The sequence below is a fragment of the Streptomyces sp. NPDC003697 genome, from assembly GCF_053587115.1.
In genome coordinates this window covers 49,949-74,595 of sequence record NZ_JBSFNN010000006.1, presented here as the reverse complement: position 1 = coordinate 74,595, position 24,647 = coordinate 49,949, and the positions used below count along the sequence as shown (strand labels likewise).

The 24,647-nt window shown below is 71.2% G+C and carries 22 protein-coding genes and 3 pseudogenes; 10 read left to right on the top strand and 15 right to left on the bottom strand.

All coding sequences use genetic code 11. From position 1 onward, the window contains the following. Both ACWDNY_RS04080 and ACWDNY_RS04075 read right to left on the bottom strand, forming a co-directional pair. A pseudogene (locus ACWDNY_RS04080) lies at positions 1 to 569 on the bottom strand (hypothetical protein); the annotation flags it as partial. Positions 570 to 888: 319 nt separating this feature from the next. Further along, the gene (locus tag ACWDNY_RS04075; RefSeq protein WP_451644137.1) at positions 889 to 1,194 is read right to left on the bottom strand and encodes a hypothetical protein; all 306 of its coding nucleotides are present in this window, start codon (positions 1,192 to 1,194) and stop codon (positions 889 to 891) included. A gap of 383 nt (positions 1,195 to 1,577) precedes the next feature. Here ACWDNY_RS04075 and ACWDNY_RS04070 point away from each other — a divergent pair. Further along, positions 1,578 to 1,724: pseudogene (locus tag ACWDNY_RS04070) on the top strand (aminoglycoside phosphotransferase family protein); the annotation flags it as partial. Between the two features lie 299 nt (positions 1,725 to 2,023). Further along, positions 2,024 to 2,290, top strand: coding sequence for a hypothetical protein (locus ACWDNY_RS04065; RefSeq protein ID WP_451644136.1), 267 nt, complete (start codon positions 2,024 to 2,026; stop codon positions 2,288 to 2,290). A 341-nt stretch (positions 2,291 to 2,631) separates the two neighbouring features. Here the strand turns inward: ACWDNY_RS04065 and ACWDNY_RS04060 are convergent, their stop codons facing one another. Continuing rightward, positions 2,632 to 3,072, bottom strand: coding sequence for a hypothetical protein (locus ACWDNY_RS04060; protein WP_451644135.1), 441 nt, complete (start codon positions 3,070 to 3,072; stop codon positions 2,632 to 2,634). Positions 3,073 to 3,391: 319 nt separating this feature from the next. Between ACWDNY_RS04060 and ACWDNY_RS04055 the strand changes: the two genes are divergently transcribed. Then, a complete protein-coding gene (locus ACWDNY_RS04055; RefSeq protein WP_451644134.1) occupies positions 3,392 to 3,652 on the top strand; it encodes an NUDIX domain-containing protein in 261 nt (86 codons plus the stop codon). Between the two features lie 606 nt (positions 3,653 to 4,258). Here the strand turns inward: ACWDNY_RS04055 and ACWDNY_RS04050 are convergent. Together ACWDNY_RS04050 and ACWDNY_RS04045 are read right to left on the bottom strand one after the other, a co-directional pair. Further along, positions 4,259 to 4,825, bottom strand: coding sequence for a GNAT family N-acetyltransferase (locus tag ACWDNY_RS04050; protein ID WP_451644133.1), 567 nt, complete (start codon positions 4,823 to 4,825; stop codon positions 4,259 to 4,261). Positions 4,826 to 5,116: 291 nt separating this feature from the next. Then, positions 5,117 to 5,545 carry a hypothetical protein gene (locus ACWDNY_RS04045; RefSeq protein ID WP_451644132.1) on the bottom strand — a complete coding sequence of 143 codons (429 nt, stop codon included), beginning with the start codon at positions 5,543 to 5,545 and terminating at the stop codon, positions 5,117 to 5,119. A 418-nt stretch (positions 5,546 to 5,963) separates the two neighbouring features. On the opposite strand from ACWDNY_RS04045, the gene ACWDNY_RS04040 reads away from it, so the two are divergent. Further along, positions 5,964 to 6,668, top strand: a complete 705-nt coding sequence (locus tag ACWDNY_RS04040; RefSeq protein ID WP_451644131.1) for an IS110 family transposase — start codon at positions 5,964 to 5,966, stop codon at positions 6,666 to 6,668. An 80-nt stretch (positions 6,669 to 6,748) separates the two neighbouring features. Here ACWDNY_RS04040 and ACWDNY_RS04035 read toward each other — a convergent pair whose 3' ends face one another. Then, complete coding sequence (locus ACWDNY_RS04035; protein WP_451644130.1) at positions 6,749 to 7,510, bottom strand: phosphoglyceromutase; 762 nt, start codon at positions 7,508 to 7,510, stop codon at positions 6,749 to 6,751. Between the two features lie 153 nt (positions 7,511 to 7,663). On the opposite strand from ACWDNY_RS04035, the gene ACWDNY_RS04030 reads away from it, so the two are divergent. After that, positions 7,664 to 8,926 carry an MDR family MFS transporter gene (locus ACWDNY_RS04030; RefSeq protein WP_451644129.1) on the top strand — a complete coding sequence of 421 codons (1,263 nt, stop codon included), beginning with the start codon at positions 7,664 to 7,666 and terminating at the stop codon, positions 8,924 to 8,926. Next, a pseudogene (locus tag ACWDNY_RS04025) lies at positions 8,854 to 9,440 on the top strand (helix-turn-helix transcriptional regulator); the annotation flags it as partial. The gene ACWDNY_RS04030 and the pseudogene ACWDNY_RS04025, both read left to right, overlap by 73 nt. An 88-nt stretch (positions 9,441 to 9,528) precedes the next feature. Here ACWDNY_RS04025 and ACWDNY_RS04020 read toward each other — a convergent pair. Continuing rightward, positions 9,529 to 10,035, bottom strand: a complete 507-nt coding sequence (locus tag ACWDNY_RS04020; protein ID WP_451644128.1) for a YbjN domain-containing protein — start codon at positions 10,033 to 10,035, stop codon at positions 9,529 to 9,531. Further along, positions 10,028 to 11,365 (bottom strand): D-inositol-3-phosphate glycosyltransferase, encoded by a 1,338-nt coding sequence (gene mshA, locus ACWDNY_RS04015; protein ID WP_451644127.1) that lies wholly within the window; start codon positions 11,363 to 11,365, stop codon positions 10,028 to 10,030. The genes ACWDNY_RS04020 and mshA overlap by 8 nt, the downstream gene beginning before the upstream one ends. 326 nt (positions 11,366 to 11,691) lie before the next feature. On the opposite strand from mshA, the gene ACWDNY_RS04010 reads away from it, so the two are divergent. From ACWDNY_RS04010 to ACWDNY_RS04000, 3 genes are all read left to right on the top strand, one after another. Further along, positions 11,692 to 12,504 carry a class I SAM-dependent methyltransferase gene (locus ACWDNY_RS04010; protein WP_451644126.1) on the top strand — a complete coding sequence of 271 codons (813 nt, stop codon included), beginning with the start codon at positions 11,692 to 11,694 and terminating at the stop codon, positions 12,502 to 12,504. A gap of 352 nt (positions 12,505 to 12,856) precedes the next feature. After that, positions 12,857 to 13,987, top strand: coding sequence for an NlpC/P60 family protein (locus tag ACWDNY_RS04005; protein WP_451644125.1), 1,131 nt, complete (start codon positions 12,857 to 12,859; stop codon positions 13,985 to 13,987). 387 nt (positions 13,988 to 14,374) lie between these two features. Next, on the top strand, positions 14,375 to 15,694 hold the full coding sequence (locus tag ACWDNY_RS04000) for a PP2C family protein-serine/threonine phosphatase (RefSeq protein ID WP_451644124.1): 1,320 nt from the start codon (positions 14,375 to 14,377) through the stop codon (positions 15,692 to 15,694). 288 nt (positions 15,695 to 15,982) lie between these two features. Here ACWDNY_RS04000 and ACWDNY_RS03995 read toward each other — a convergent pair whose 3' ends face one another. The 6 genes from ACWDNY_RS03995 to ACWDNY_RS03970 all read right to left on the bottom strand — a co-directional run bounded on the left by ACWDNY_RS03995 (position 15,983) and on the right by ACWDNY_RS03970 (position 22,328). Further along, positions 15,983 to 16,327, bottom strand: coding sequence for a DUF2516 family protein (locus ACWDNY_RS03995; RefSeq protein WP_451644198.1), 345 nt, complete (start codon positions 16,325 to 16,327; stop codon positions 15,983 to 15,985). A 120-nt stretch (positions 16,328 to 16,447) separates the two neighbouring features. Beyond that, the gene (locus ACWDNY_RS03990; RefSeq protein ID WP_451644123.1) at positions 16,448 to 17,209 is read right to left on the bottom strand and encodes a hypothetical protein; all 762 of its coding nucleotides are present in this window, start codon (positions 17,207 to 17,209) and stop codon (positions 16,448 to 16,450) included. A 93-nt stretch (positions 17,210 to 17,302) separates the two neighbouring features. Then, positions 17,303 to 17,938, bottom strand: coding sequence for a helix-turn-helix domain-containing protein (locus tag ACWDNY_RS03985; protein ID WP_451644122.1), 636 nt, complete (start codon positions 17,936 to 17,938; stop codon positions 17,303 to 17,305). Between the two features lie 158 nt (positions 17,939 to 18,096). Further along, positions 18,097 to 20,274 carry a phosphotransferase gene (locus ACWDNY_RS03980; RefSeq protein ID WP_451644121.1) on the bottom strand — a complete coding sequence of 726 codons (2,178 nt, stop codon included), beginning with the start codon at positions 20,272 to 20,274 and terminating at the stop codon, positions 18,097 to 18,099. A 423-nt stretch (positions 20,275 to 20,697) separates the two neighbouring features. Continuing rightward, the gene (locus tag ACWDNY_RS03975; protein ID WP_451644120.1) at positions 20,698 to 21,447 is read right to left on the bottom strand and encodes an HAD family hydrolase; all 750 of its coding nucleotides are present in this window, start codon (positions 21,445 to 21,447) and stop codon (positions 20,698 to 20,700) included. Beyond that, complete coding sequence (locus tag ACWDNY_RS03970; RefSeq protein ID WP_451644119.1) at positions 21,447 to 22,328, bottom strand: GntR family transcriptional regulator; 882 nt, start codon at positions 22,326 to 22,328, stop codon at positions 21,447 to 21,449. The genes ACWDNY_RS03975 and ACWDNY_RS03970 overlap by 1 nt, the downstream gene beginning before the upstream one ends. A 171-nt stretch (positions 22,329 to 22,499) precedes the next feature. Here ACWDNY_RS03970 and ACWDNY_RS03965 point away from each other — a divergent pair, with 171 nt between their 5' ends. Further along, positions 22,500 to 22,688: a hypothetical protein gene (locus tag ACWDNY_RS03965; RefSeq protein WP_451644118.1), complete on the top strand. Its 189-nt coding sequence runs from the start codon at positions 22,500 to 22,502 to the stop codon at positions 22,686 to 22,688. A 696-nt stretch (positions 22,689 to 23,384) separates the two neighbouring features. On the opposite strand, the gene ACWDNY_RS03960 is transcribed toward ACWDNY_RS03965, so the two are convergent. After that, complete coding sequence (locus tag ACWDNY_RS03960) at positions 23,385 to 24,644, bottom strand: GNAT family N-acetyltransferase (RefSeq protein ID WP_451644117.1); 1,260 nt, start codon at positions 24,642 to 24,644, stop codon at positions 23,385 to 23,387. Between the last annotated feature and the right edge of the window lie 3 nt (positions 24,645 to 24,647).

Below are 24,647 nucleotides of genomic sequence, written 5' to 3'. Positions count from 1 at the left end.
CCACCGATCGCCTGGTTGCCCTGGTTGACGGGCCCACCACCGCCGATGGCCTGGTTCCCCTGATTCACCGGACCGCCGCCACCGATCGCCTGGTTGCCCTGGTTGACGGGCCCACCACCGCCGATGGCCTGGTTCCCCTGATTCACCGGACCGCCGCCACCGATCGCCTGGTTCCCCTGATTCACCGGACCGCCGCCACCGATCGCCTGGTTCCCCTGATTCACCGGACCGCCGCCACCGATCGCCTGGTTCCCCTGGTTGACGGGCCCACCGCCGATCGCCTGGTTCCCCTGATTCACCGGACCGCGACCACCGATCGCCTGGTTCCCCTGATTCACCCGGCCGCGACCACCGATCGCCTGGTTCCCCTGGTTGATGGCACCGCGCGGGCAGAAGTTCGGATTGGGTTGCCTGCCGCAGATATTCGGTACCGCGGTCGGGGACTTCGCCTTCGGTATCGACTGTGGTGCTGCTGCGGCGGTCGCCGCCCCTGCTCCGAGAGCAAGCGTCGCGGCCAAGCTGGACGCGCCTATCAGGCGAGGTATGCGGCACCGGATGTTTTTCACCATGGTGGTTCCCTTGCATGTGAAAGCGAGTTTGCGCTTGCCTGCACCAGCCATCGTCAGGTGCCGGGCATCACAGTCGCGTGACGCCGACGTGACGAGGGCCGGAGAGTTGCCGCCGGCGAGCATCTTGCGCAGCCGGCTCCGTAGCGTCTGGCCCACTGGTCGGCCCAGGTCAGCGCACGCAGGCGCGCATCGGCGACATGTGCCCGGGCGGGGGTGGCCGGGGCCCGTTCGCGCCAGGGTCCCGCCCCAGAACCCACGAAACCCGCCACGAGACCGTGGCGGGTTCGCGTTGCCGAAGCTGATCGGCTGGTTCGGCGGTTCAGCGGCCAGTGCCGATCGCCTGGTTGGCCTGGTTGGCCCGGCCGGTGGTGCCGATCGCCTGGTTCACCTGGTTCACCCGGCCATCGGTCCCGACCGCCTGGTTCCCCTGGTTCACCTCACCGACACCGAGCGCCTGGTTCACCGCAGCGAGCAGCTCTTCCTGCCCAAGGCTGCGGGTGAGGGAGGACTGAGTTCTTCCGTAGCGGGATTCGTTGTGGTCGGCGGCGTAGGCGCTTCCCGCGCCGAGAGCGACCAGGCCCCCGACCGTCGCGGCGGTGATCACGACCTTCTGAAGCGCGCGCATGAGTTCTGTCCTCCGTGCCTCTGCATTACGGAACCGCACTAGCTTCTGCAGCGGAATGGGCACTCAACGTACATGCGGCGCGTGATTCGCCTCCCCCCGGAAATCCGTGTCGGACCGCCCTGTCACTCATTCACCCCAAGCAAGAGCCTCACCCCACCCGTCGAGCGGAGTGGCAAGAACCGACTTGGGCCGTCATCGGTGACGATGGTGAAGCTGTGATGGGCGGCCGTCTCTGAGCCCTGGTCCCACGTCAGGGACCGCTTGAGGTGCGGGCCGGACTCAAGCTCAGGGTCGACCCGCGTGTGCATGTGCGTGATGCCTTCGCCATCTCGCTCTGGACCTACTACGAACCTGTGCGGTCAGAGGTCGCGCTGGTCGCCGGCCTGATTCACCGGTGCCGCGGCCTGGGCTGGGCGATGTTCTCGGCCTGGCGCTGGCGCCGAGACGACCAGATTCCCGACCGGGACCACTGGAGAGTGGAGGGGCTCAACCGCGTCCGTGCTGCACTCGATCGCTGCGGGCTGGGCTGAAATCGAGCCAGAGAGGCTGTTGGGTCCAGATCCGCTGCACCGTCTGCGGCATCTCGACACGGTGCACTGTCGAAAGCGTTCTGCACCGACACGTGCTCTCGAAACTCACCGGCACACCCAATCAGAGCAAGTGCTCACGGCCGGCGCCTGACGACGGCGGCCGGCCCAGTCGTCCTCCGCTGGGGAATTCCTACGGCCGAAGGAGTGATCAATGCATGTAGGACGTTACGCTCCAGCCCTTTCTGCACATCGTTCTCCAGGTGTCTGCCCGATCTGGGGCAAGAAGCGGAGGAGAACGTATGAGGAACGTCCAGAAGATTGCAGCGGTGGCCGCAGCCACCTGCGGAATCCTCTTCGCCGGCATCGGCGGGGCCAGCGCTTCCACCGGTCGCGAGGGGGACAACATCCCCGTACTCAGCAACATCAACACGCTCAACTGGGACGATTCGCCCTTCTGTGGAATCCAGGTCAAGACCGACGACAGCAAGCAGAAGACGTCCTGTCCGGTAGTTCACAACGAGGGCAGCTCCAACAGCCCCGTCTACATCGTCACTTTCGGTTCTTGACCTTCCACAACGGCCCGGCGGTTCGCCCGTCGGGCCGTTTGGCTTGTCCAGGCGTTGGCAGGCGTTGACAGGCGGGCGAGCGCTCCGGCCGTTGTGTCTGGTGGGCTCCCAGGGCTTCGGCAGCGCCAAGCCCCCTGCTTGCGGAGAACCCGCAGGCAGGGGGATTGTTCGTGGTCGCTTACTTCTTCTTGCCCTGCGTTTCGACCGCCCGATTTTTGGGGCAGGTCAGCGGGGCGCTCACCTCAACTGACCTGCGGTCGACCGGTCGTTGGTGGTCGTTGTCAGTCGTTCTTGCGTGGGAGTCCGTAAGCCGACGGCCCCCCACGCAAGATCCAGGCTGGTCAAACACCCCTGCATTCAGTGTGAGAGATCGTTATGGTCTCAACGCTGCTGAACTTGTACCAGCCCGCTCCGTGCACGAATCCAAAGCCATTGCTGTCGCCCCAGAATGTGCAGTTCTTGGGCACTTCATAGGCGTCGACGTCAACGCTACCTCCGCCGATGTGACTGTGCGGGGAGACGGTCTTGATGCTCTTGGGACACGAGGAGCCTATGGGCTCGTAGCTGGTACCGCAGGTCCAGTTGAGAGAAACGCGAACCCATGTGTCAGATGTGTCGTTCTGGACCTCGCCGCACGGAGTGGGAGGGAAACTGCTGCACCCCCCGAGAGAGACGGACGGGGCGTTGTTGACGGGTGTTACCGCGCTCGATGATGTCTGCATTGCCGACAGGGCTATCAGACTGCCGGCAGCGATGATCGCTGCTCTGTCACGAAATCTCATGCGCAGATCGAACAGGTTGACCTTCCCGGGAGAAAGATGCTTTTCGGACGGCAACGGGCCCTGACTTTTCGGGCTATTCGTGGGGGACGAAAGGTGCGGGGCGGCATGGAGCGCGCTGACCAGCGCAGGCTCGAAGGTCGAGCCGGCCTCCGGAGTGTGCTGAAGTTGGCCGACTCCTCGACCCCCGGCCTGTTCGTGGACCCGGCTGCCAGGGCAGGGCAACCCGGGCCCGGCAAGGGTTCGAGGCCAGCAGGCGATCAGTGCGGCTCAGTCCCCGGCTTGTTGACTGGCCGGGTCACAGCGCTGGCAGAGTGCTCATGTGTCGACTTCTGCGCAAGGCGCTACTCGAGCTCGGATCGTCGCGGCGTTCCTGCGCGACGGCAACAGGGTGTTGTTGTGCCACCGATCTCCCGAGCGCCGCTGGTACCCCGACGTGTGGGACCTACCCGGTGGACATGTGGAACCTGGAGAGCTTCCCGGTGCGGCGCTGGCCAGGGAGCTGCACGAGGAGCTCGGGATCGAGGTCGCGGTGCCTGCAGGCCCTCTGGCCAAGATCCGGGCTGCCAGGCTGGGACGATAGATTCGAGGCTCGCTGGGGCAAGAAGCTTCAAGCTGTGGGCCATGTGTGGGCCAGAATGCTCCAAATCCCACCGCCTCCGCACGATGAGCAGTGAGAACGGCCTCTGACCTGGTAACTCGGTCAGGGGCCGTTTTCGTCAGCGTTGTCCGCCAGCGACCGCGAAACTCAAAGCGAACAGCGATTTCGTCCTTGTTGATCGCAGCAGCAGCGCAAGGCAAACAAATAACGTGATCTGCTCGCCATACGTCAGTAAATCGTTACAAAAGGAGCCAAAGCGAACACGGAATCCGTAATCGTTTTGTGACCGTCGTTGAGGGTGAGGCCGCGCGCCCCCGAGTGCATGGAGGTTGCCCACACATCAACGGGTCCCTATGACCAAGGCAGGCCACAGACATCTTGAAAACCGTCGTGGCAGCGATGTCACCGTGGGTTCAAATCCCACGGCCTCCGCACTGAGAGCAGCTGAAACGGCCCCTGACCTGGATAGTCGGTCGGGGGCCGGTCGCATGCCCGGACTCTGTGGCTGCCCGGTGTTCCCCTTGGCTTACCGCTCGATCGGGCACGGCTGGGGCACGGGTGCTGCGGGTGCGCAGCCCGGATTGCGGGCTACCGCCCCGGATTACGCTCAGCCGCCAGGAGGTGCTGGTCGTTCCATGCAGGAACCGTTGTACTGCCAGCAAGCCAGTCCCGTCGCAGAATTGCGTACCCGACTGCGTCGCGAATCTCGCCATCGGCCGCTGGCCACGCGTCGCGATAATGAGCTTCCTTGACGTACCCACACCGTTGAAAGACGCGGCGCATCGCCACGTTGTCCTGACGAGTGGTTCCCTCGATCCGCCGGATCCTCGGAAACTCAGTGAACAAGTACCTGGTGAGCCAGGTCAGCGCTTGGCCTCCGAGACCTCGCCCTCGGTACTGGGAGCGGATCCTCAGGTCGAACAGCGGCGTGTCGTCACACAAGTCCATCAGTCGGATGAACCCGGCGTGGTCACTGCCTGCTGTGATCCAGAAGGCGCGGTTGTTCTCGCTGTCGTCACAGATCTCTTCAACCCACTGCCGGGCTTCAGCCTGGTCGACCACGTCCGAACCATGAAACGGCCACGTGTCGCCCGTGAGAAAGCCGACCAGTTCCGCGGCATCGGCCGATTCGAAGCGTCCATAGGTGATCTCCACGGCCGCACTCTAGAGATGGAGTACACCAGCCCGAAACCGATTTACTGGCCGGGGAAGCGTCTCCGGCGCGGGCCCGAGAGGTAGGCGGAGTCTGACCGAGTCAAGCCGACGGGGCGTCGCCCATCGATTGAGGGTGGCATCCCGCCTGGGACAGGTTCGAGCCTCATCCTTATCAGGTCGATCACAAGGGGCCAAGGACATCCATCAACCGGCTTCCTGCCTTGAGTGATCGTCCGCTGAGGTCCGGCGCCGATCGCCACTGTTCGCGGTTGTCGGTGTCAGCCGCTGGTGTCAGCCAATCGACTCCCTCCCGAGGAACCGCAAAGCCTCGCCGCGGACGCCAGCGTCGTCGTCGGCTGTGAGTGCTTCGAGTTGCTGCACGAACTGGTCCAGCTGGCCATCGGCGATCATCCAGCTTTGATGGTTGAACACCTCCCCGTCGAGCTGGTCAGCAGTCCACCACGCCTCAGCCCGTGACAGCGCCGCAAGAACGGTGCGCAGACCAACAAGATCCCGTCGTTGCAGCAGTGCCTCCGCCGTTTCTTGCGTGACTCCAGTGTCGTGAGGGTCCAACAGAAGCCGTTCAAGGACCGGCGCGACTTCTTCTCGGCCTGCAATCGTCGCAAGCTGTCTGCCTGCGGCCGCTCTGCAAGACCATGACTCCGACTCGGCGTCGCGGAGCGCTGCCATGAATCCGCCTGCCCTTTGCTCCCAGCTCACGCAGCCATGTTGCCTTCCCCTGCGCCGCGTGCCTACTTCGTTTCCAAGGTCGACTCTGGTTGATGCCGGGCCAGCGTCCCCCAACCTCAACACCCCCAGCTCCCATCCCGTACGCCGTCGACCCACACACCGTGGAGCGGGCGTGGTTCATGGCGTCCAGGTGGAGCGCGCCACTGTACGAACGATTGTGAGAATTCACCGCGGCGCTGCTCGGCAGGCCCGACCCACCGAACAATTGACGCTTCGAGCTGTCCTGTCCAGGAATCGTCGGCCGGGTGGGCGGCGCTTTGCACGCGGCCGGTCGGGCGCCTGTGACCTCATAGGAGCCCGGCCAAAGGTCCCGCCACAGTCTTGTCCAGCCGCCCGACCGGCCCGTGCGATCCCTCGCGTATCGCACGGAAGGACAGCACGACACAGGATGGCAGACCAGATCGTGGTGGTCGGCGGCGTGGACACCCACACCGACTTCCACCAGGCCGCGGTGATCGACTCCATCGGCCGGCACCTTGCCACCAAACCGTTCCCCACCACTCCTGATGGCTACCGGCGCCTGTTGGAGTGGATGCGCTCGCACGGTGATGTGCTCGTCGTCGGGGTCGAAGGCACTGGCGCCTACGGCTCCGAACTCGCCCGCTTCCTCTCGGCGAACGAGGTCACCGTCGTCGATGTTGACCGCCCCGACCGCAAGGCCCGGCGGGCCAACGGCAAGTCCGACCCCGTCGATGCCTACGCGGCCGCGACCGCCGTCCTGTCCGGCCGTGCGAACGGCCGGCCGAAAACCCGCGACGGCATCGTGGAGGCCATCCGCTCCCTGCGGGTCGTCCGGCGTTCGGCCATCAAGGCCCGCACCCAGACGATCAACCAGATCCGTACGCTCATCGTCTCGGCCCCTGCCGAGGTACGTGAACGCCTACGTGGCCTGCCCACTTACCAGCTGATCTCGCAACTCGCCCCTACAGGCGTCACCGTCGACATCCGCCCTCGCGACCTACCGATGGCGCTCATTGGCTCGGCCGGCGGCGCACTCGCCCTCTGGGCCCACGCTCCAGCCAAAGTCGCCGTACCCGTAGCGCTGCTGATCGTCCTCGACATCCGCGCCCACCGCTGGCGCCGCCGCACCTGACGGCCCAGAGACGGCCCCAGCACAGCAACAGGCCCCCTGCTCACGGAGAATCCGCAGGCAGGGGGCTTGTTCGTGTGACCCTACTTCTTCTTGCCCTGGTTCTTGACCGCCTCGATTGCGGCTGCTGCCGCCTGGGGGTCGAGGTAGGTGCCGCCGGGGGTGAGCGGCCTGAAGTCGGCGTCGAGTTCGTAGACCAGCGGGATGCCCGTGGGGATGTTCAGGCCCGCGATGTCGGCGTCCGGGATCTGGTCGAGATGCTTGACCAGGGCGCGGAGGCTGTTGCCGTGGGCGGCGACCAGGACGACGCGGCCGATGAACAGGTCGGGGACGATGTCGTCGTACCAGTACGGGAGCATGCGGAAGACGACGTCCTTGAGGCACTCCGTCTTCGGACGCAGCTCCGGCGGGAGCATCGCGTAGCGCGGGTCGTCGGACTGGGAGAACTCCGAGCCGTCCTCCAGCGGGGGCGGCGGGGTGTCGTAGGAGCGGCGCCACAGCATGAACTGCTCCTCGCCGAACTCCTTGAGCGTCTGCGCCTTGTCCTTGCCCTGCAGGGCGCCGTAGTGGCGCTCGTTCAGGCGCCACGAGCGGCGGACCGGGATCCAGTGGCGGTCGGCGGCGTTGAGCGCGAGCTGCGCCGTGCGGATGGCACGCTTCTGGACGGACGTGTGGACCACGTCGGGCAGCAGGCCGGCGTCGTTCAGCAGCTCACCGCCGCGGACCGCCTCCTTCTCGCCCTTCTCGCTGAGATCGACGTCCACCCAGCCGGTGAACAGGTTCTTCGCGTTCCACTCGCTCTCGCCGTGGCGGAGGAGGATCAGCTTGTACGGTGCGTCGGCCATACCTCAGAGCGTAATCCACGCATTCGGCCCCCGTGCGGCCCGCCCGGCAGGCGGACAGTTGACGGCATCTGTTAATTGAGTGGCCCCTCCGTGGCGCCCGATCGTAAGTTGTGCTCACCGCCAGAGCCGCTTACACCCGTGGGGGGACCGTCCATGTCCGTCGTCAGTCTCAGACGTGCCGCCCGGGAGACCGTCTCCGGGCTCCCCCGCGAGTTCTGGTGGTTGTGGACGAGCACCCTGGTCAACCGGCTGGGTGCCTTCGTCGCCACGTTCATGGCGCTGTACCTGACCCTGGACCGCGGCTACTCCGCCTCCTACGCCGGTCTCGTCGCCTCCCTGCACGGACTCGGCGGAGTGGTGTCCTCCCTGGCCGGCGGTGTGATGGCCGACCGGCTCGGGCGGCGTCCGACCCTGCTGGTCGCCCAGTCGGCCACCGCCGTGTCCGTCGCCGTGCTCGGTTTCGTGCACGACCCCGTGGCCATCGCAGCCGTCGCCTTCGTCGTCGGCGCGGCGTCGAACGCCTCCCGGCCGGCCGTGCAGGCGATGATGGCCGACATCGTGCGGCCCGAGGACCGGGTGCGGGCGTTCTCCCTCAACTACTGGGCGATCAACCTCGGCTTCGCCGTCTCCTCGATGGCCGCCGGCTTCATCGCCGAGTTCAGCTATCTCGCCGGCTTCCTGCTCGAAGCCGTCATGACGCTGGCCTGCGCGATCGTCGTCTTCCTGAAGCTGCCCGAGTCCCGGCCGGCCGCCGTCGGGGGCGGCCGGGAGGACCAGGGGGACGCCGTCGGCCTCGGGACCGTGCTGCGTGACGGGCGGTTCATGAGCGTCGTCGGGCTGTCCTTCCTCGTCGCCCTGATCTTCCAGCAGGGGTCGGTCGGTCTGCCCGTCGCGATGGGCGTGGCCGGGTTCACGCCCGCCGACTACGGCATGGCGGTCGCCCTCAACGGCATCCTGATCGTCGCGTTGCAGATACCGGTCACCCGCCTCATCGAGCGGCGGGACCCCCGCCGGGTGCTGGTCGTCTCCGCCGTTCTCGCCGGATACGGCTTCGGCCTGACCGCCTTCGCCGGGTCGGTCGGCATGTTCGCCCTCACCGTCTGTGTGTGGACGCTGGGCGAGATGCTCAACGCGCCGACGCAGACCGGGCTCGTCGTGCGGCTGTCCCCGGCGCACGGACGCGGCCGCTACCAGGGGATGTACACCCTGTCGTGGTCCGTCGCGGCCCTCGTCGCCCCGCTGATGTCCGGTTGCGTCATCGACCGCCTCGGCGCGGAGTGGCTGTGGGGCCTGTGCGCGGTGGTCGGCACGGTGGCGGCCGTCGGCTACGCGGCCCTCATGCGCCGCCTGTCCGGCCAGGGGACGGCGCCGGTGGCCGGCCCGGCGGACGCCGAGGCGAAGGTCAGCGCCGTCTGAGCGGTCCGCGGCACGGGCTGGGCGGTCCGCATGACGGACCCGTGCTCCGGCGGCGTGTCGGGCAGGTGCACACGGCGCCAGCCCGACCCGGAGGCGAACTGGAGGCCGAGAGCCGGCCGGCGCTGATCGGCGAGCGGCTGCGCGCCCACCTGCGGCTCCGGCGGGTGGGCGTGGCGGGCCCGGCCGTGCGCCGTGACCCCGTCCTCGCCCGCCGGCTGCGCGAACTCCTCGACGCGAGGGTGCCGCAGGGGCTCACCCTGGAGGAGGCGGCCGGGCTGCTGCGGACCCACCCCGCCCATCCGGTACGGGCCTTCAGCGCCGCCTACGGCATCGCTCCGCACCAGTACCTGACGTCCCGCCGGGTCGGCCGCGCCCGGCGTCTGCTGCTGGAGGGCGTACGGCCGGCCGAGGTGGCCCCGCGACCGGTTTCCACGACCGGGCCCACCTCACCCGGCACTTCAGGAGGCTGGTGGGCGTGACACCGGGGCGTTACGGCGCCGGGGCCGGGCCGTAACGCCGGGCGCGCCGAGTTCCGTCCTCCGCCGATCCCGCCGTGCGCCTCGTGGCCGAAGGGGCGTCAACCAGCCGCCCGGGTGCGGCGGTCAGTCGTCCTGACCCTGCGTCAGGTGGGTGAACGCCTCGAGGTTCCGCGTCGACTCGCCGCGGGAGACGCGCCAGGCGTACTCCTTGCGGATCGAGGAGGCGAAGCCGAGTTCCAGGAGGGTGTTGAAGCTGCCGTCCGCGGCCTCCAGGACCTGTCCGAGCATCCGGTCGACCTCGTCGGCGGTCACGGCGGCAAGTGGCAGCCGCCCGGTGAGGTAGACGTCCCCGTGCCGGTCGACGGCGTAACTCACGCCGTACAGCTTGAGGTTGCGCTCCAGGAGCCAGCGGTGGACGCCGGCCTCGTTCTCGTCGGGGTGGCGGATGACGAAGGCGTTCAGGGAGAGCGAGTGCCGGCCGACGATCATCGACAGGGTGGTCGACAGCTTCCGGGTGCCGGGGAGCTTGACCACGTAGGTGCCGGGTTCGGGGCTCTCCCACTCCACCTCGGCGTCCTTCAGGACATCTTCGACGACCTCGTTCGCCTGCCGCTGCTCTGCCTCACCCATGAGGCGAGCGTACGCGACGCCGGTGGGCCTGCAGTGCTGCCGTGTACACGTCGACCGTGGCGCCGGCCGCGGTGTCCCAGCCGAAGGACTGCGCGTGCCGGGCGGCGGCGGCGCCCATCCGGTCCGGCAGCCGCGGGTCGTCGGCGAACTCCCCCAGGACGCGCGCGTACTCGGCCGGGTCGTGTCCCTGGACCAGGAAGCCCGTCTCGCCGTCCCGCACGGCCACCGGCAGCCCGCCGACCGCGGCCGCGAGCACGGGCGTGCCGGCCGCCTGCGCCTCTATCGCGACCAGGCCGAACGACTCGCTGTAGGACGGCATGACCAGGACGGACGCGGCCCGGAACCAGTCGGCGAGCTGTTCCTGCCCCACCGGCGGCCGGAACCGGACGACGTCGGCGATGCCGAGCCGGGCCGCCAGCTTCTGCAGTCCCTCGGGCTTGGCGAGGCCGCTGCCGCTGGGGCCGCCGACCACGGGGACGACGATGCGGGAGCGCAGCTCGGGCCGCCGGTCCAGGAGGACGCCCACGGCGCGCAGCAGCACGTCGGGGGCCTTCAGCGGCTGGATGCGGCCGGCGAACAGCGGGACGAGGGCGTCCTGCGGCAGTCCGAGGCGGGCCCGCGCGGCGGCGCGGCCGTCCGCCGGACGGAAGCGGGCGAGGTTCACGCCGGGATGCACGACGGCGACCTTGGCGGGATCGGCCGCGTAGTACCGGACGAGGTCGTCGGCCTCCTCGGCGGTGTTCGCGATCAGCCGGTCGGCGGCCTCGACTATCTGGGTCTCGCCGATGACGCGGGCCGCGGGCTCGGGGGTGTCACCGGCCGCGAGGCTGGCGTTCTTGACCTTGGCCATGGTGTGCATGGCGTGCACCAGGGGAACGCCCCAGCGCTCGGCGGCGAGCCAGCCCACGTGGCCGGAGAGCCAGTAGTGGGAGTGGACGAGGTCGTAGTGGCCGGGGCGGTGTCCGGCCCACGCCTGCATCACGCCGTGCGTGAAGGCGCACAGCTGCGCCGGCAGGTCCTCCTTGGCGAGCCCCTCGTAGGGGCCGGCGTCGACGTGCCGGACGAGGACGCCGGGGGCGAGCTCGACGGACGGCGGCAGGCCTCCGGCGGTCGCCCGGGTGAAGATCTCGACCTCGACGCCCTGAGCGGCGAGGCGCTGTGCGAGCTCCACGATGTAGACGTTCATGCCGCCCGCATCGCCCGTGCCGGGCTGGTGCAGCGGCGAGGTGTGCACGGAGAGCATGGCCACGCGACGGGGGCGGCGGTACAGCCTCAGCCGGGGGCCGGCTGCCGCAGAGCGACGCCCGAGCCTGCTGGCGTACTGGCTCACGTGGCGGTCCTCCTCGCTGCGGGCATGCCGGACGGAGGGCGCCGGGCGCCCTTCCAGTCGTAACGCCGGAGGGGAGGGGTCCATTTCCGCCGGGAGCCTCTTTACCCAATCATTACGGATCTCCCTCAACGGTTCGATGCCAGGTGGCATGGCGGGGTGACGCGGGCGGGTGGTGCGTTGCCGATGCCCGGCGACTCGGGGTCCGCAGAAGGTGGGCGGCGCCTGCCGGGGAGTGGGCGCCGCCCCTCGGGTGCGGCAGCGCCCTTCGGATGCGGGCCCTCCGGGTGCGGGCGGCGGCCTCCGGCGGCCCGCTTACCCTGGAAGCCATGACATCCCGCGCAGCCGCCCGCCCCGTGGGAACGGTGACGCGCGGGACGACCAACCCGAACCGGCTCCGCCGCATGGACCGCTGGATCGCGGCCGTGCACGGCGCCGAGCTGCGCCGGATCGCCGATCCGCTGGCCGTCGACCTCGGTTACGGTGCCGCACCCTGGACGGCCGTGGAGCTGCTGCACCGCCTGCGCACCGTGGCGCCCCGCACCTGTGTGGTGGGCGTCGAGATCGACCCGGCCCGGGTCGCCGCGGCCGAGCCGTACAAGCGGGACGGGCTGATGTTCCGGCACGGCGGTTTCGAGGTCCCCGTCCCCCGGCGAGCGCACCTCATCCGCGCGGCGAACGTGCTGCGGCAGTACGACGAGGACCAGGTCGCCGCCGTCTGGCAGCGGCTGTGCGCGCGGCTCGCGCCGGCGGACGGGCGCGCGCGTGGCGGCCTGCTGGTCGAGGGCACCTGCGACGAGATCGGCCGGCGGCACGTGTGGGTGGCGCTCGGCCCGGACGGCCCGCGCACGGTCACCTTCGCGTCCCGCCTCGGCTCGCTGGACCGCCCCTCCGACCTGGCCGAACGCCTTCCCAAGGCGCTCATCCACCGCAACGTCCCGGGCGAGCCCGTGCACGCCTTCCTGCGCGACTTCGACCGGGCCTGGGCGGCGGCCGCGCCCTACGCCTCCTACGGCGCCCGCCAGCGCTGGATCCGGACGGTGCGCGACCTCACGGCCGACTGGCCGGTGACGGACGGGCCGGTGAGGTGGCGGCAGGGTGAAGTGACGGTGGCCTGGCAGGCGTTGGCCCCGCGCTTCTGACACGCCTCACGGCCGGCCGTCCGAGCCACGCGCGTGTGCCCGGCGCCCGATGCCCACGCCGCCCGCCCCGCCCTGCCGTTGCTCTGCCCGCCCTGCTCTGCCCGCCCTGCTCTGCCCTGCACCGACCGCCCCGCCCCGCGACACGCCGCCGGGAACGATTGTGCTGAGGTGTTCGTCACATCCTCGGGGAGATCGCCATGAGGGGGGCGTGCAGGGGGGTAGCGAGCTGTAGTCCGGCCGGGTCACGGTCATCCGCACCGGCACGGCATCTGTCGTTCTGCCCCGCGACGTGGCACGATCCCCCCGGTGGCCATAAGTTACTGACGGTTAATCAGACGACTGGGGGCTCAGGATGGGACGGGGCAGGAGCAGCGTGCTCGCGGCGGCCGTGACCGTGGTCTGCGCGGTCACCGTGCTGGCGGCACCGGGCACGGCGTTCGCCAACGCGCGACCCGAGCCCGCCACGTCGCCCACCGGGACGGCCGGCGGTACGTCCGCCCCGTCTCCCGGCACCTCCCCCACCGCCTCCCCGAGCCTCCCGCCGGACAAGGACCTGGAGGCCGTCCGCACCAGGCTGGACACGCTCTACCACGACGCGGCCGTCGCCACCGACGCCTACAACGCCGCGGAGGAGAAGGCGGAGGAGCAGTCCGCCGAAGTCGTCGACCTGGCCCGGAAGATCGTCGACGGCCAGGAGCGGCTCGACGACCTGAAGGACCGCGTCGGCGCCGCGGCCCGGGCGCAGTACCGCGGGGCGGGGCTGCCTCCCGAGGCGCGGCTGGTGCTCAGCGACGACCCGCGGCAGTTCCTCGACGGCGCGGGCCGGGTGCTGCAGGGCGAGCGCGCGGCCAACAGCCTGCTCGCGGAACTGAACCGCACCCAGCAGGACTTGAAGCGTTACCGGGCGGACGCCGCCGCGCAGTGGCGCAAGCTGGAGGCGAACCGCAAGGCCAGGGCCGCGGCGAAGAAGAAGATCGAGCAGCGCATCGACGAGGCCGAGAAGCTCCAGTCCACGCTGGAGAAGCGGCAGCAGGAGCGCCTCGCGCGGCTGGAGCAGGAGGCCGCCACGAAGGCGCAGACGGCCTGGCTCGGCACCGGCGTGCTGAAGGAGATCAGCGGCATGGCGTCCGCGCAGGGCAGGAAGGCCGTGAAGTACGCCACCGACCAGATCGGCAAGCCCTACGAATGGGGCGCCGAGGGTCCGCGGACGTACGACTGCTCGGGGCTGACCTCGCAGGCCTGGGCGTCGGCCGGCCGGCCCATCCCGCGCACCTCCCAGGAGCAGTGGCGGCAGTTGGAGCACGTCTCCGTGCACGACATGCGTCCCGGCGACCTGATCATCTACTTCGGTGACGCCAGCCACGTCGGGATGTACATCGGGGACGGGGCGGTCGTGCACGCCCCGCGGCCGGGCCGGACGGTGACGATCGCGGGCGCGGGGACCATGCCGATCCTCGGCGTGGTCCGTCCCGACGCCCACTGACGCCGCTGTCCCCGGCGCCCGCCGACGCCGCAGTCTTCGGCGCCCGCCGCCGCCGGCGCCCCCGGCGGCCTCGCCGTCCCCCGGCGCCCGTCGGTGCCGTCGTTCCGGCGCCCGCCGCGCTGCGAACGCGCCGGTGAGCTGGGACACGTGACCCATCGCACCCCCTTCCGCCGCCAAACCCGCCCCCGAGGTGACGTTCGTCATCCCGGGCCCGGCCGGGGCCTGTCCAACTCCGCCGGAAAACGCGGCATATGACAGGGGCCGAAGAGCGGCCGACCCGCCTTACACCATTCCGCTGCGGCGCCGACTACCGCTATGGTCCCCGTCGGTGGGGCGAGGTCCCTCGTACCCGCCACGCCCTCGGGGGGAGGGAAGGAACCCAGGACGATGCCCGTGCCCGTACCGCGGCAGAGAGTGATCCCGGCCGCGGAGAGCGGTCAGGCGCAGACCGTGTTCCACGGCGGCGGCCCCTCCGCAGCACAGGCCCCGCGCATGGAGGCCACGGTCGAGAGGGACGCCCGCGACGCCGGCGGCACCAACCTCACACTGCTGCTGATCGAGAACGACCCCGGCGGCTCGCCGATCGTGCCCGAGCTGCTCGACTCGGCCGGCAAGCCGATCCGTGTCCGCAGGGCCCGCAACCTCACCGAGGCCGAGCGGCTGCTCACGGACGACGTCCACTGCATCCTGCTGGACCTCGCGCTGCCCGCGCCCGGCCGGTCCGGTTCCGATGACGACGAGCTGGCCGTGCTCAAGCACGTGCTCCGGCTCGCGCCCCGGCACGCCGTGCTCGCGCTCACGGCGTCCTGCGACGCGGAGCGGGGCGCGGAGGCCGTGCGCGTCGGTGCCCAGGACTACCTGTTCCGCGACGAGCTGGACGGGCGGCTGCTGAGCCGCGCGATCCGGTACGCGGTGGAGCGGAAGCGCTCCGACACCGCCGAGCGCCGACTCGCCGAGGGCAAGCTGCGCGCCCAGGAGAACCGCCGGCTGGAGCGCGGCCTGCTGCCGACCCCCCTGCTGGACGGGTCGTCGCTGCGCTTCGCCGCCCGCTACCGCCCCGGCCGCTCCCGCGCGCTGCTCGGCGGGGACTTCTACGACGCCGTCCGCACGCCCGACGGCACCGTGCACGCCATGATCGGCGACGTATGCGGCCACGGCCCGGACGAGGCGGCGCTCGGCGTGGAGCTGCGCATCGCCTGGCGGGCACTGACGCTGGCGGGGCTGTGCGGGGACCAGCTGCTCGGCACGCTGGAGCAAGTGCTGGAGCACGAACGCCCCGACGACGAGATCTTCGCGACGATGTGCACGGTGGACATCGCGCCCGACGGGCGCCGCGCGGGGCTGTGCCTGGCCGGCCATCCGGCACCGCTGGTCGCCCGCCCCGGCAGGCCCGCCGCGCTGCTGCCGTACGACAACAACGGGCCGGCCCTCGGCCTGCTGCCCGGTGCCCGCTGGCCCCGGCTCCAGGTGGAGCTGGGCGCGCAGTGGAGCCTGATGCTCTACACGGACGGCCTGATCGAGGGCCGGGTCGGCGAGGGCGGCGAGCGGCTCGGCCAGGACGGCATGGTGGAGATGGTCCGCCGCCAGCTGGACCAGGGCCTGCACGGCGAGGACCTGCTGCGCGCCGCGGTGAACGAGGTGCGCGACCTCAACGGCGGCGAGCTGACGGACGACGTCGCGGTCGTCCTGCTCGACCGGGCGCCCTAGTACTGCAACGTTGCACCGTTGCAGTACTAGGGCCTGTCCGACAATTCCCGTCTGCCGTGCGACGCCATGCACGCACTCTCGCCGGACCGCGGGCGAGACCGACGCGCCGCGGTCGGGGCGTCGGCGGGACCTGCGCGCCGTAGCCGGGCCGTGGGCGAGCCCGGGGACCGGCTGCCCGCGGGATCCGGCGGTCGCCGCGGGGCGGCCGAGCCGCTGCGGCCGACCGCCGACGCAGTGACCGCCGCCCCCGCCCGCAACCGGCCTCCGGACCGGCCGACCGGCTACCGGCTACCGGCCCCCGTTGTACGGCCCGTACGGGCCGTCGCTGCTGCTTCCGCGGCGGCGGCCCCAGCCGCTGCCGCCCGACACCTGCTTCAGCGCGGGCCGGACGTCGACGATGTAGACGATGCTCGCGATCACACCGATGACCGGCAGGAACGAGAGGATCGAGAACAGGTAGCTCACGACCAGCGCGAGTCCCAGGATGATCAGCCAGAACGCCTTGTTCTGCTTGTCGGCCGCGCGGAAAGCGTCCTCGCGCCGGAACGCGGCGTCGAACAGCCCGAACGCGGCGAGCGCCATGAGAAGGATCTTCAAGAGCCCCAGAAACCCAACGAAGCCCAACATCAGCATGCTGCCCACCGCCCGATCTCTCCGACTCCCATGCGGTCACCGTACCCGTACAACGGGCCGGGCACCCCGAGGGTGCCCGGCCCGTGACCGTGCCGTCCGCGCGGGCGGGCGGCACGTGCCTCACTCGGTGGGCGGCGTGTTCTTGCGGCCCACCGGCTTGCGGGCCGGACCCTTCTTCATCGAGCCCTTCTTGTCCCCGAGGGGCTCGGACACGATCGCCGCGGACTCGCCCCGCTTGTCCTGGTTGTTGTGGCCGCTCTGGCCGCCCTGGCCGTTCTGGCCGTCCGGCTTGGCCTCGCCCACGACCGGGTCGGTCTTCTTCGGCGGCTCGACCGCGATGGCGAGCTCCTCGACCTCCTCGGCGATGTCCTCGATGCCCTCGGCGGCCTGACCGCGCCAGGTCCGCACGGTCTGCTCGCCGTGCTCGGCGACCTTCTCGTAGGTCTCGCGGGCCTTGACGGCGTACTCGGCGGCGACGCCGACGCCGCGCAGGGCGATGTCCTGGGCGGTCTCGCCGAGCTTCTTCAGGTCGGCGTCGAGGCTGCTGCCGAGCTTCTTCAGGTCGGCGTCGAGGCTGCTGCCGAACTTCTTCAGGTCGGAGTCGAAGGAGCCGAGGAACTCGCCGAGCCTGGCCTGGAGGCTCTCCTGGGTCTCCTTCACCCGGGCGCCGGCCTCCTTGGCGCGGGCGGCGGCCCGCTCCTGGACGGCCTTCGGGTCGGCGTTGCGCACCGCGTCGATGCGAGCGGGGGCCTCGGCGCGCAGCTGCTCCACCAGGGCGGGCACCTTCTTGGCCTGCTGCAGGGCCAGGTCCGCGGTGCCGGCGGCGAAGTAGAGCGGCGTGGGGTCGCTGAGGGTCTTGCGCAGGTCGTCGGTGATGGCCATGGTGATGGTCCTCCCGGGTCGCTTTTCGGCTGAGGGTTTTTGGTGTCCGCGGTCGGCCGGCTGCCACCGCCCGGCTCCGGGGGGAGCCAGGGATCAGCCGGCCCGGCGCGAACCGGCGTCGTTGCCGCCGGACGTGCGGGTACGCCGTGCGGCACGGGGGCCGCCGTGCGTCTCGGCGGACGGGCGTATGCCCTCGCCGGCCGTCAGCGGGCCGTGGCCGGCGGTGCCGCCGTCCTGAGGTTCGTCCGCCGCGCCGGGCGTGGGCGCGTCGGCCGCGCCTCCGCTCCGCTCACGGGTGTCATCCGGTCTCCGGGACGACGCGCCGTCCTGCTCGGAGGCGTCGTCCCCGCCGTCCGCCGAGGTGATCCGGAACCCGTTCTCCTTGCGGAAGGACTCGTAGATCTGCAGCAGCACCTGCTTCTGCCGCTCGTTCAGCGTGGGATCGGCGAGCACGGCGGCGCGCGTCGCACCTTCGCGCTGCCACTCCTCCCGGTCCCGCTCGGCGTCGAGGATGCCGGCCCGCACGTACAGCGTCTCCGCGGAGATGCGCAGGGCCTTCGCGACCTGCTGGAGCACCTCCGCGCTCGGCTTGCGCAGCCCGCGCTCGATCTGGCTGAGATACGGATTGGACACCCCGGCGGCGTCGGCGAGTTGCCGCAGCGACAGCTGCGCGTTGCGCCGCTGCTCGCGCAGGTACTCACCGAGGTTGCCGACGTTGAGCGATGCCATGCCTCCACTGTGCACCCACTTCGCTAACAATTGCAAGCACTGCGCTTGCAAGAGTGCGCCATGCAGCGCGCCGCCGCGCTGCCGAGCCCGCGCGGCGGCGGCCGGCCGTGCGGGGTCCGGGCGGCGCGTCGTCCGCGGCCCGGCCGCGCCGGGGTGCGCTACGCCAGGGCGCGGGCGAGGCAGGGGTTCGCCGTCGCGCGGACGGGCAGGCCAAGGGAGCCCGTCGCCACCGCGAGGGTCATCGCGTAGGAGTCGACCGCCCGGCGGACGTTGGGGGCGTCCAGGCCGGCGCCGGTCACCAGGCGGTCCAGGTCGACGTAGGCGGACCGGACGGTCTCGATCCACCGGTACACGCGCCAGTCCTGCCGCCAGCCGGCGGTGTACTCGGCGGGCAGGCGACCCTCCCAGCGCCGGAACATGCGCTCGCGGATCTCCGGACGGGTCGGGGTCAGGTGCATGTGCCGCGCCAGGTCGTACAGCGGGTCGCCGATCAGGGCCATCTCCCAGTCGATGATGGTCAGGGCCAGGGCGTCGGAGCGGCGCACGAGGTTCCACGGGTTCAGGTCGCCGTGCAGCAGGGCCGGCCTGCGCGGGCTCACCTGGTAGCGGGACAGGATCTGCCCGAGCCGGGAGGCGTCGGGCAGGCCGAGGAGCCGGGCCAGTTGCCGGGACTCCTTCGGCAGGCCCGCCACCAGCAGGACGAGCTGGTCGCACAGCCAGGTGTAGAAGGCCTCCGTGCCGGCGACCGGGTCGAGCATCCCGTAGTCCACTTGCGTCAGCGCACAGAGCTGGTCGACCAGGCCGTCGGCCTCGTGCGGCAGCAGGCCGTGCACCGGGTGGCGGGGCGGGCAGTCGAGGTCCTCCGGTCCGACGTACGTGTGGACGGCGAAGGGCTCCCCCCGGTGGCTGCTGCCCAGGGCGAGGGCCCGCGGCGCCCCCACGGGGGCGTCCGACAGCTCCACGGCCCGCAGGACGGCGTGCTCGCTGAGGAAGCTCGGCTCCCGCCGGCAGACGTTCGCCAGCCTGCGCCGGACCACGACCGGACCGGCCACCTCCGGCACCCGGACGACGGAGTTGAGGTGCGCGGTGCCCTTGAACACCCGGCCGGCCGGCGCCATGCCCTCGGCGAGCAGGGCGTGACCGACGGCCGAGGCCGGGAAGTCGGACCGCGGCGCAAGCCGCGGGTCCCACGTCCACGGGATCGCCGTCCGGACCGCGCCGGCGCACCGGGCCGCCGTCCGCGCGGTCCGCCACCGGAAGAGGACGCGTTCGATCTCCTCCGGCCCCGGGACGTTCCTGAGCCCGAGCGGTTCGGCAGCCGTCCGCAGGGCCCGGTGCACACGGGCCGTCGCCTCCTCCAGGCTCTCCTGGCCGGGCGCGTCCTCCAGGGCCCCGGCGGCCCGCATCACCTCCGGGTAGACGGACTGCGCCCGCTCGAAGGCGAGGTAGTGGGGCAGGTCCCTGGCCAGGCCGTGCACGGCGGCCGGGCGGATCCGCCGCATGGCCGCGGCCCAGGCCGCGATCACCTCGTCCCACTGGGACGAGGGGTAGCGCATCCGCACCAGGTGCGTGGCGAGGTCGTGGAGGGGATCGCCGTAGCCCGCCAGCTCCCAGCCGACGCAGACCAGCGGCGGGACGCCGCCGTGGGGCACGATCAGGTTGCCGCGGTGCAGATCGGTGTGGAGCAGGCCGTAGGGCCGCCGCGTCATGGCGGGAGCCCGGTCGGCCAGCCGCACCAGCGCGTCCTCCGGGACGCCGAGGGCCGCGAACAGCCCGCCGAACACGGGCCGGCCGGCCTGCCGGATCTGCCGGTCCGCCTGCCGGGCCAGCGTCCGCAGGAAGCCCTGGCTGTCGGTGTCGTTGCCGGACCGGCCGGCCGGCAGCGGCGGCAGCGCTCCCCTGCGCACCTGGGCCAGCCGTGCCAGCAGGCCCGTCAGCGCCTCGATGAGCCCGCTGCCGACGGGCGTGCCGTCGGGGTGGACGCCGGACAGCGGCACGCCGTCCACATGGCTGTGGATGGCGAAGCCGTCCCCTTCCCACAGGCACCGCGGTGTGTGCGGCAGGACGCTGCGGACGGCGTCGAGGATCCGCGCCTCGTCGTCCCACGTCCGGACCGCCACGGGCGGCGTCCCGGTGGGGCGGATCCGCACGAGCACGGACGTCCCGGCGGGCCGGCCCAGCAGTCGCGCCACGTGTCCCGTCAGGGGCAGCACACGGTCGCGGTGGTGGTGCCCGCCGCTCGTCCGGCCCGCGTCGGCCGCCCGCCGGACGAAGGCCTGGACGTCGCGGGCGGCGCGCTCCCCGGGAGGGCGACGCAGGGGAGGAGGTGCGCCCACGGCCGCTCCAGGTACTCGCGCAGAAGGAAAGTAGCCACACGGTATGTCACCGGACATACCCGGCACGACCGGAGCGCGGCCGGCGTCGGCACAACGGGTGGTGCGCCCTCGCCCGCGCATCCGGTGCGTGTCAGCACCTTCGAGGACGGCTTGTGCACTGCCTCTTGCGTGCCGGACAGGGGGGAGCGGAGCTGTTGCTCACGCGGTGCGGGCATGCTACAGCACCGCCCTGGTGCCGAAGTGACACGTCTTCAGCGCCCCACCGTGTCCGCACGGGCTCGCGCCCCCGGCCCCCGCGCGGCGGGCGCGGGGGCGGGGCCCGGGGAGTGCGGGTCGGTGGCGCGGGCGGCGCGGGCCGGCCGGCCGCCGGACCGGACCCGGTCCCGGCGTCGGTACGGCGGTGGGGTTCGGGTGCCCGCCCGCTCAGGGGTGGACGCGCAGGATCCGCAGCACGGGCTCCAGCGAGTCCACCACCCTGGTGGCGCCGGCCTCGCGCAGGAGCTTGGCCTTGCGCGCGTTGTGCGCGTAGCCGAGGAACGGGACCCCGGCCCGCGTGGCGGCCTCCAGGTCCGAGGGGGTGTCGCCGATCATCAGAGCGTCCGGCGGGGCGCAGCCCAGGGTGTGCAGGGCGCGGTCGAGGCAGTGCGGGTGGGGCTTGAGCAGCCGCAGGTCCGCGGTGCGGCCGTAGACGTGGGGGGCGAAGCAGGACAGCAGGCCGCGGCCGTCCAGGTAGGCGCGCACCACGCGGGGGGAGTTGTTGGTGGTGATGGCCAGCCGCGCGCCCACCGCCGCCCAGGTGCGGATCAGCGGGTCGGCCCAGGCGGTGGGCATGGCCGAGGAGGCCGCCCGCAACTCCTCCTGGGTGAGGCGTTCCTCGAGCGCGGCCACCAGGTCGCTGCCGGGGTGCCGGCGGTCGACGGCCCGCAGCACGACGTGCGGGTCCAGCAGTTCGCGTTCCGATGCCGTCAGCAGGCCGTGCAGGCCCTGTCTCTCCAGCCAGTCGACCAGGTCGCGCGCGACCCGTTCCGCCGAGTGGCCGGCGAAGAGCCGGCAGATGGGGCCGTCGAAGTCCCAGAGCACCACCCGAGCGGCTTCGATCAGTTCCCGCAATCTTCCGGTCTCGTTCTCTGTCTTCGCCGCCACCAGTTCTGTGTGCTCGGTGTCAGAAGTCACTAGGAGAGTGTCAGGTCGGACGTGATGGTTTCCCAGAGGGCGTCGAACCACTTCTGGGATTCCGCCACGAACGCGGCGTCCCGCTGCCCGCCGCCGGCCGCGAAGGAGAACAGGAGCGACTCGGTCCCCATGACGTCGTACATGTCCAGCGTGCCGCCGTCGGACGGCTCCTCGCGGCGGGTGATCATGTAGTACGCGATCAGCGCCTCCGCTCCGTTGAGCAGGTACAGCTTGACCGGCGGGGTGAACGGCAGCGCGCGGAAGGCCACGCGCACGTCGACGCCGTGGGAGTAGCGCAGCGCGCGCAGGTTGTGCTGGAGGACCTGGCCCTGGGCGTTGCGCTGGGCCAGCCACCGCTGGTGCACCGGGTCGTCGTCGGCCTCGTCGGCGTCGACCGAGGTGGGGAAGGCGAGGTTGATCTCCCGGGACGGCAGCAGGATGCGGACGTCGATCGACTCGGGGCGCAGCCGGCCCTCGTGGATCAGGCGGAGCGGCTCGCCCAGCGCCAGCATCAGGGTCTCGGCGGTCAGGCACGCCGCGTCGATCCGCACGTTCCGCGCCGCGAACGCCTCCGTGAGCCGGGGCGCCAGGCCCACCATCGTCGGCTGCGGGTCGGCGCCGGCCGAGGCGGGAGCCGCGACCCGCGGCGGGCTGCCCTTGCTGACGTTGCTGAGCAGACCGTCCTCCTGGAGCACCCGGAGGGCCTGGCGGACCGTGCCGCGCTCCACGCCGAACTCCCCGGCGAGTTCGGCCTGGGTGGGCAGGCGGTCGCCCGGCCTGAGCTCGCCCGTGCGGATCCGTTCCCGCAGCGTGTCGGCGATCTCCCGGGGTGAGCGTCTCCTGCTGCCGTTCACTGCCACGTTCTCCTGGGTCACGACCAAACGCTACAACTTTGACCAATCCAGCGGGAGTTGTCCCGCACCTGTTTATGAACACCTGCCAAGTGGGGACAACTTAACCAGAGTTGGCAACCAACTAGTGCGAGTTGGCGGAACTTTGGCCTCCTCGTCCCGCTCCCCGTCCCGCCCAGGCACTCCGAAGGGGGAATCGCCGTGCCCGTCCTCGCTCTTCTCTCCGCCCTCCTCGTCGTCGCCGTCGAGCAACTGGTCCAGTGGAAGTACGGCGCCCTGGGCATCGTCGGCCTGCTCACGCTCACCGTCGGCATCAAGGCCGACAGCCCGAAGGCCATCTCCGTCGGGGCCGTGCTGCTGGCAGTGCTGGTCACCGGGCCCGCCCTGTGAGCCATGGGCCGCCTCCGCGGGGGACGGCCCGGCGACGCCGCGGCCGACCGGCGGGGACAAGGCGCCGATCTTGGCCGGATCCAGCCGCCCGATGCGGCTCCGGCGCGCGGGCCCGTCGAGAGCCGGCAGGGTGCAGAGCCCAGGTCGCGACGACGCCACCTCCTGGTGTGACCGCCGTGGCCACCGGGGCGCCCTCCGTCCACTGGCGAGGGCGTGCTTCCGGTCCACGGCCGAACGGTGCGACTTCCCGCCATCCTCCGGAAGGTGCCGGAAAGGTGGTTATGAGTAGCTTCCAAGTGGCAATAAGAACAGTGAAGTTGGCTGCCAACTTCAACGACATGGTCACACTTCCCGACTGTTGGCCAAAGCACGGCGCACAGCCGGGATCGCCGGACCGCGCTTCCCCCCGGAGGGGAGCCGGGAGCTCGGCCGGCCGCACCGTCACAACCGAACACCGCCGCACAGTCACAGGCGCATACCCCGGCACAGCCACAACCGAATACCGAGGCACCGTCACAACCGAACACCGCGGGCCGGTCGACACGCCACCGTGCGACAGAGCCCGGGGCCCCGGGCCCGGTCCGACGACCCACGGCCCGGGGCCCGCAGCGCACAGCCACAACCGCATACCGCACAGCCACAACCGAACAGCACAGCTACGGATGCGTCGTCCCTGTCGCCGGCAGGAAGGAGCGCTCAGAACATGTCCGGGCACCAAGGCCGCCTGGACGTACGCAGCAGGGCGTCGGCCACTCGGACGGCGCCCGCTCGTTCCTCCTGGACCGTGCCCAGCGCCGCGAGCCGCACCGCCGACTCGTCGCCGAGCCACAGGGCGGCCAGCTCGGACACGCCCAGGGTCAGGTCAGCGCTCCGCGTCGTCGGCGTGCAGGACGCCCCATCGGGCGACGCCTCCAGCCGCAGCCGCCCGCCGGTCAGACCGCCCGGGTCGGTCACCTCCAGCACGAGCGTCCCCTCCCCCTCGTACGTGCGCGCCTGGAGGGCCCGCGGGACGTCCAGGATCCGCACCCACAGCCAGTCCGCCTGCGTGGTGATGCGCGCGGCCCTCGGGTCCGGCAGATAGAGCGGAAGCAGGTCGTCGGGGGCGCGGTAGCCGGTCCTGACCCGCGTGATCCAGTCGATCGAGCACAGATAGCGCCACAGCGCCCGCTCGGCCGCCGGGGACACCGCGATGAGGCTCTTCACCGTGGCGGTGTTCAGCGGCTGCTTGCCGTCCCCCCAGGTGTCGTCGCACACATAGCCGACCAGCCCCTCGACCGTGCCGTCGGCCGAGCGGTACAGGGCGTGGAAGGGCTCGGTCCAGGGGCCGGGTTCCGGGCGCAGCGCACCGGTGGCCACCTGCCACCAGCGTTCGTCGCGGCTGATGACGCCAGGTCGGGAGCGCCGCAGCCGTTCATGCAGCTCCGGGCCGAGCTTGCGTACGTCCCCGCCGTCCACCAGGTCGATGCGGCCGCCGTCGTCGGGTCCGGACCACCGGGGGTCGAGACCCGTCCTGGGCACGTCGATCGTCCACTCCGCCGTGCTCACGGCCGGCCCGAAGCCGTAGCGGCCGTAGATCGGGTACTCGGCGGCGATCAGCGTCGCGACGGTGTCGCCGCGCTCCTTCGCGGCCGCCAGGTCCCGAGTCATCATCCGGGTGAGCAGGCCGCGGCGGCGATGGGTGGCGGTGACGGTGACGCCCGTGACGGCGTCCGCGGCCACCGGGGCGCCGCCGACGGCGGTGAGTTCCTGGTCGAAGGAGCGGAATGTCGCCACGCAGCGCCCCGCGTCGAAGGCGCCGAGGTACCGGCCGGTGGAGAACTGACCGCGGCGGGCCTCCAGTTCCTCGTCGGACACCTGCGGGGCGCGCAGGAAACCGGTTCTCACGGCACGCAGCCAGTCGGGGAACTCGGCTTCGGTGATCGGGCGGACATCGATGTCGGAGCTGCGGCCAGTCATGGC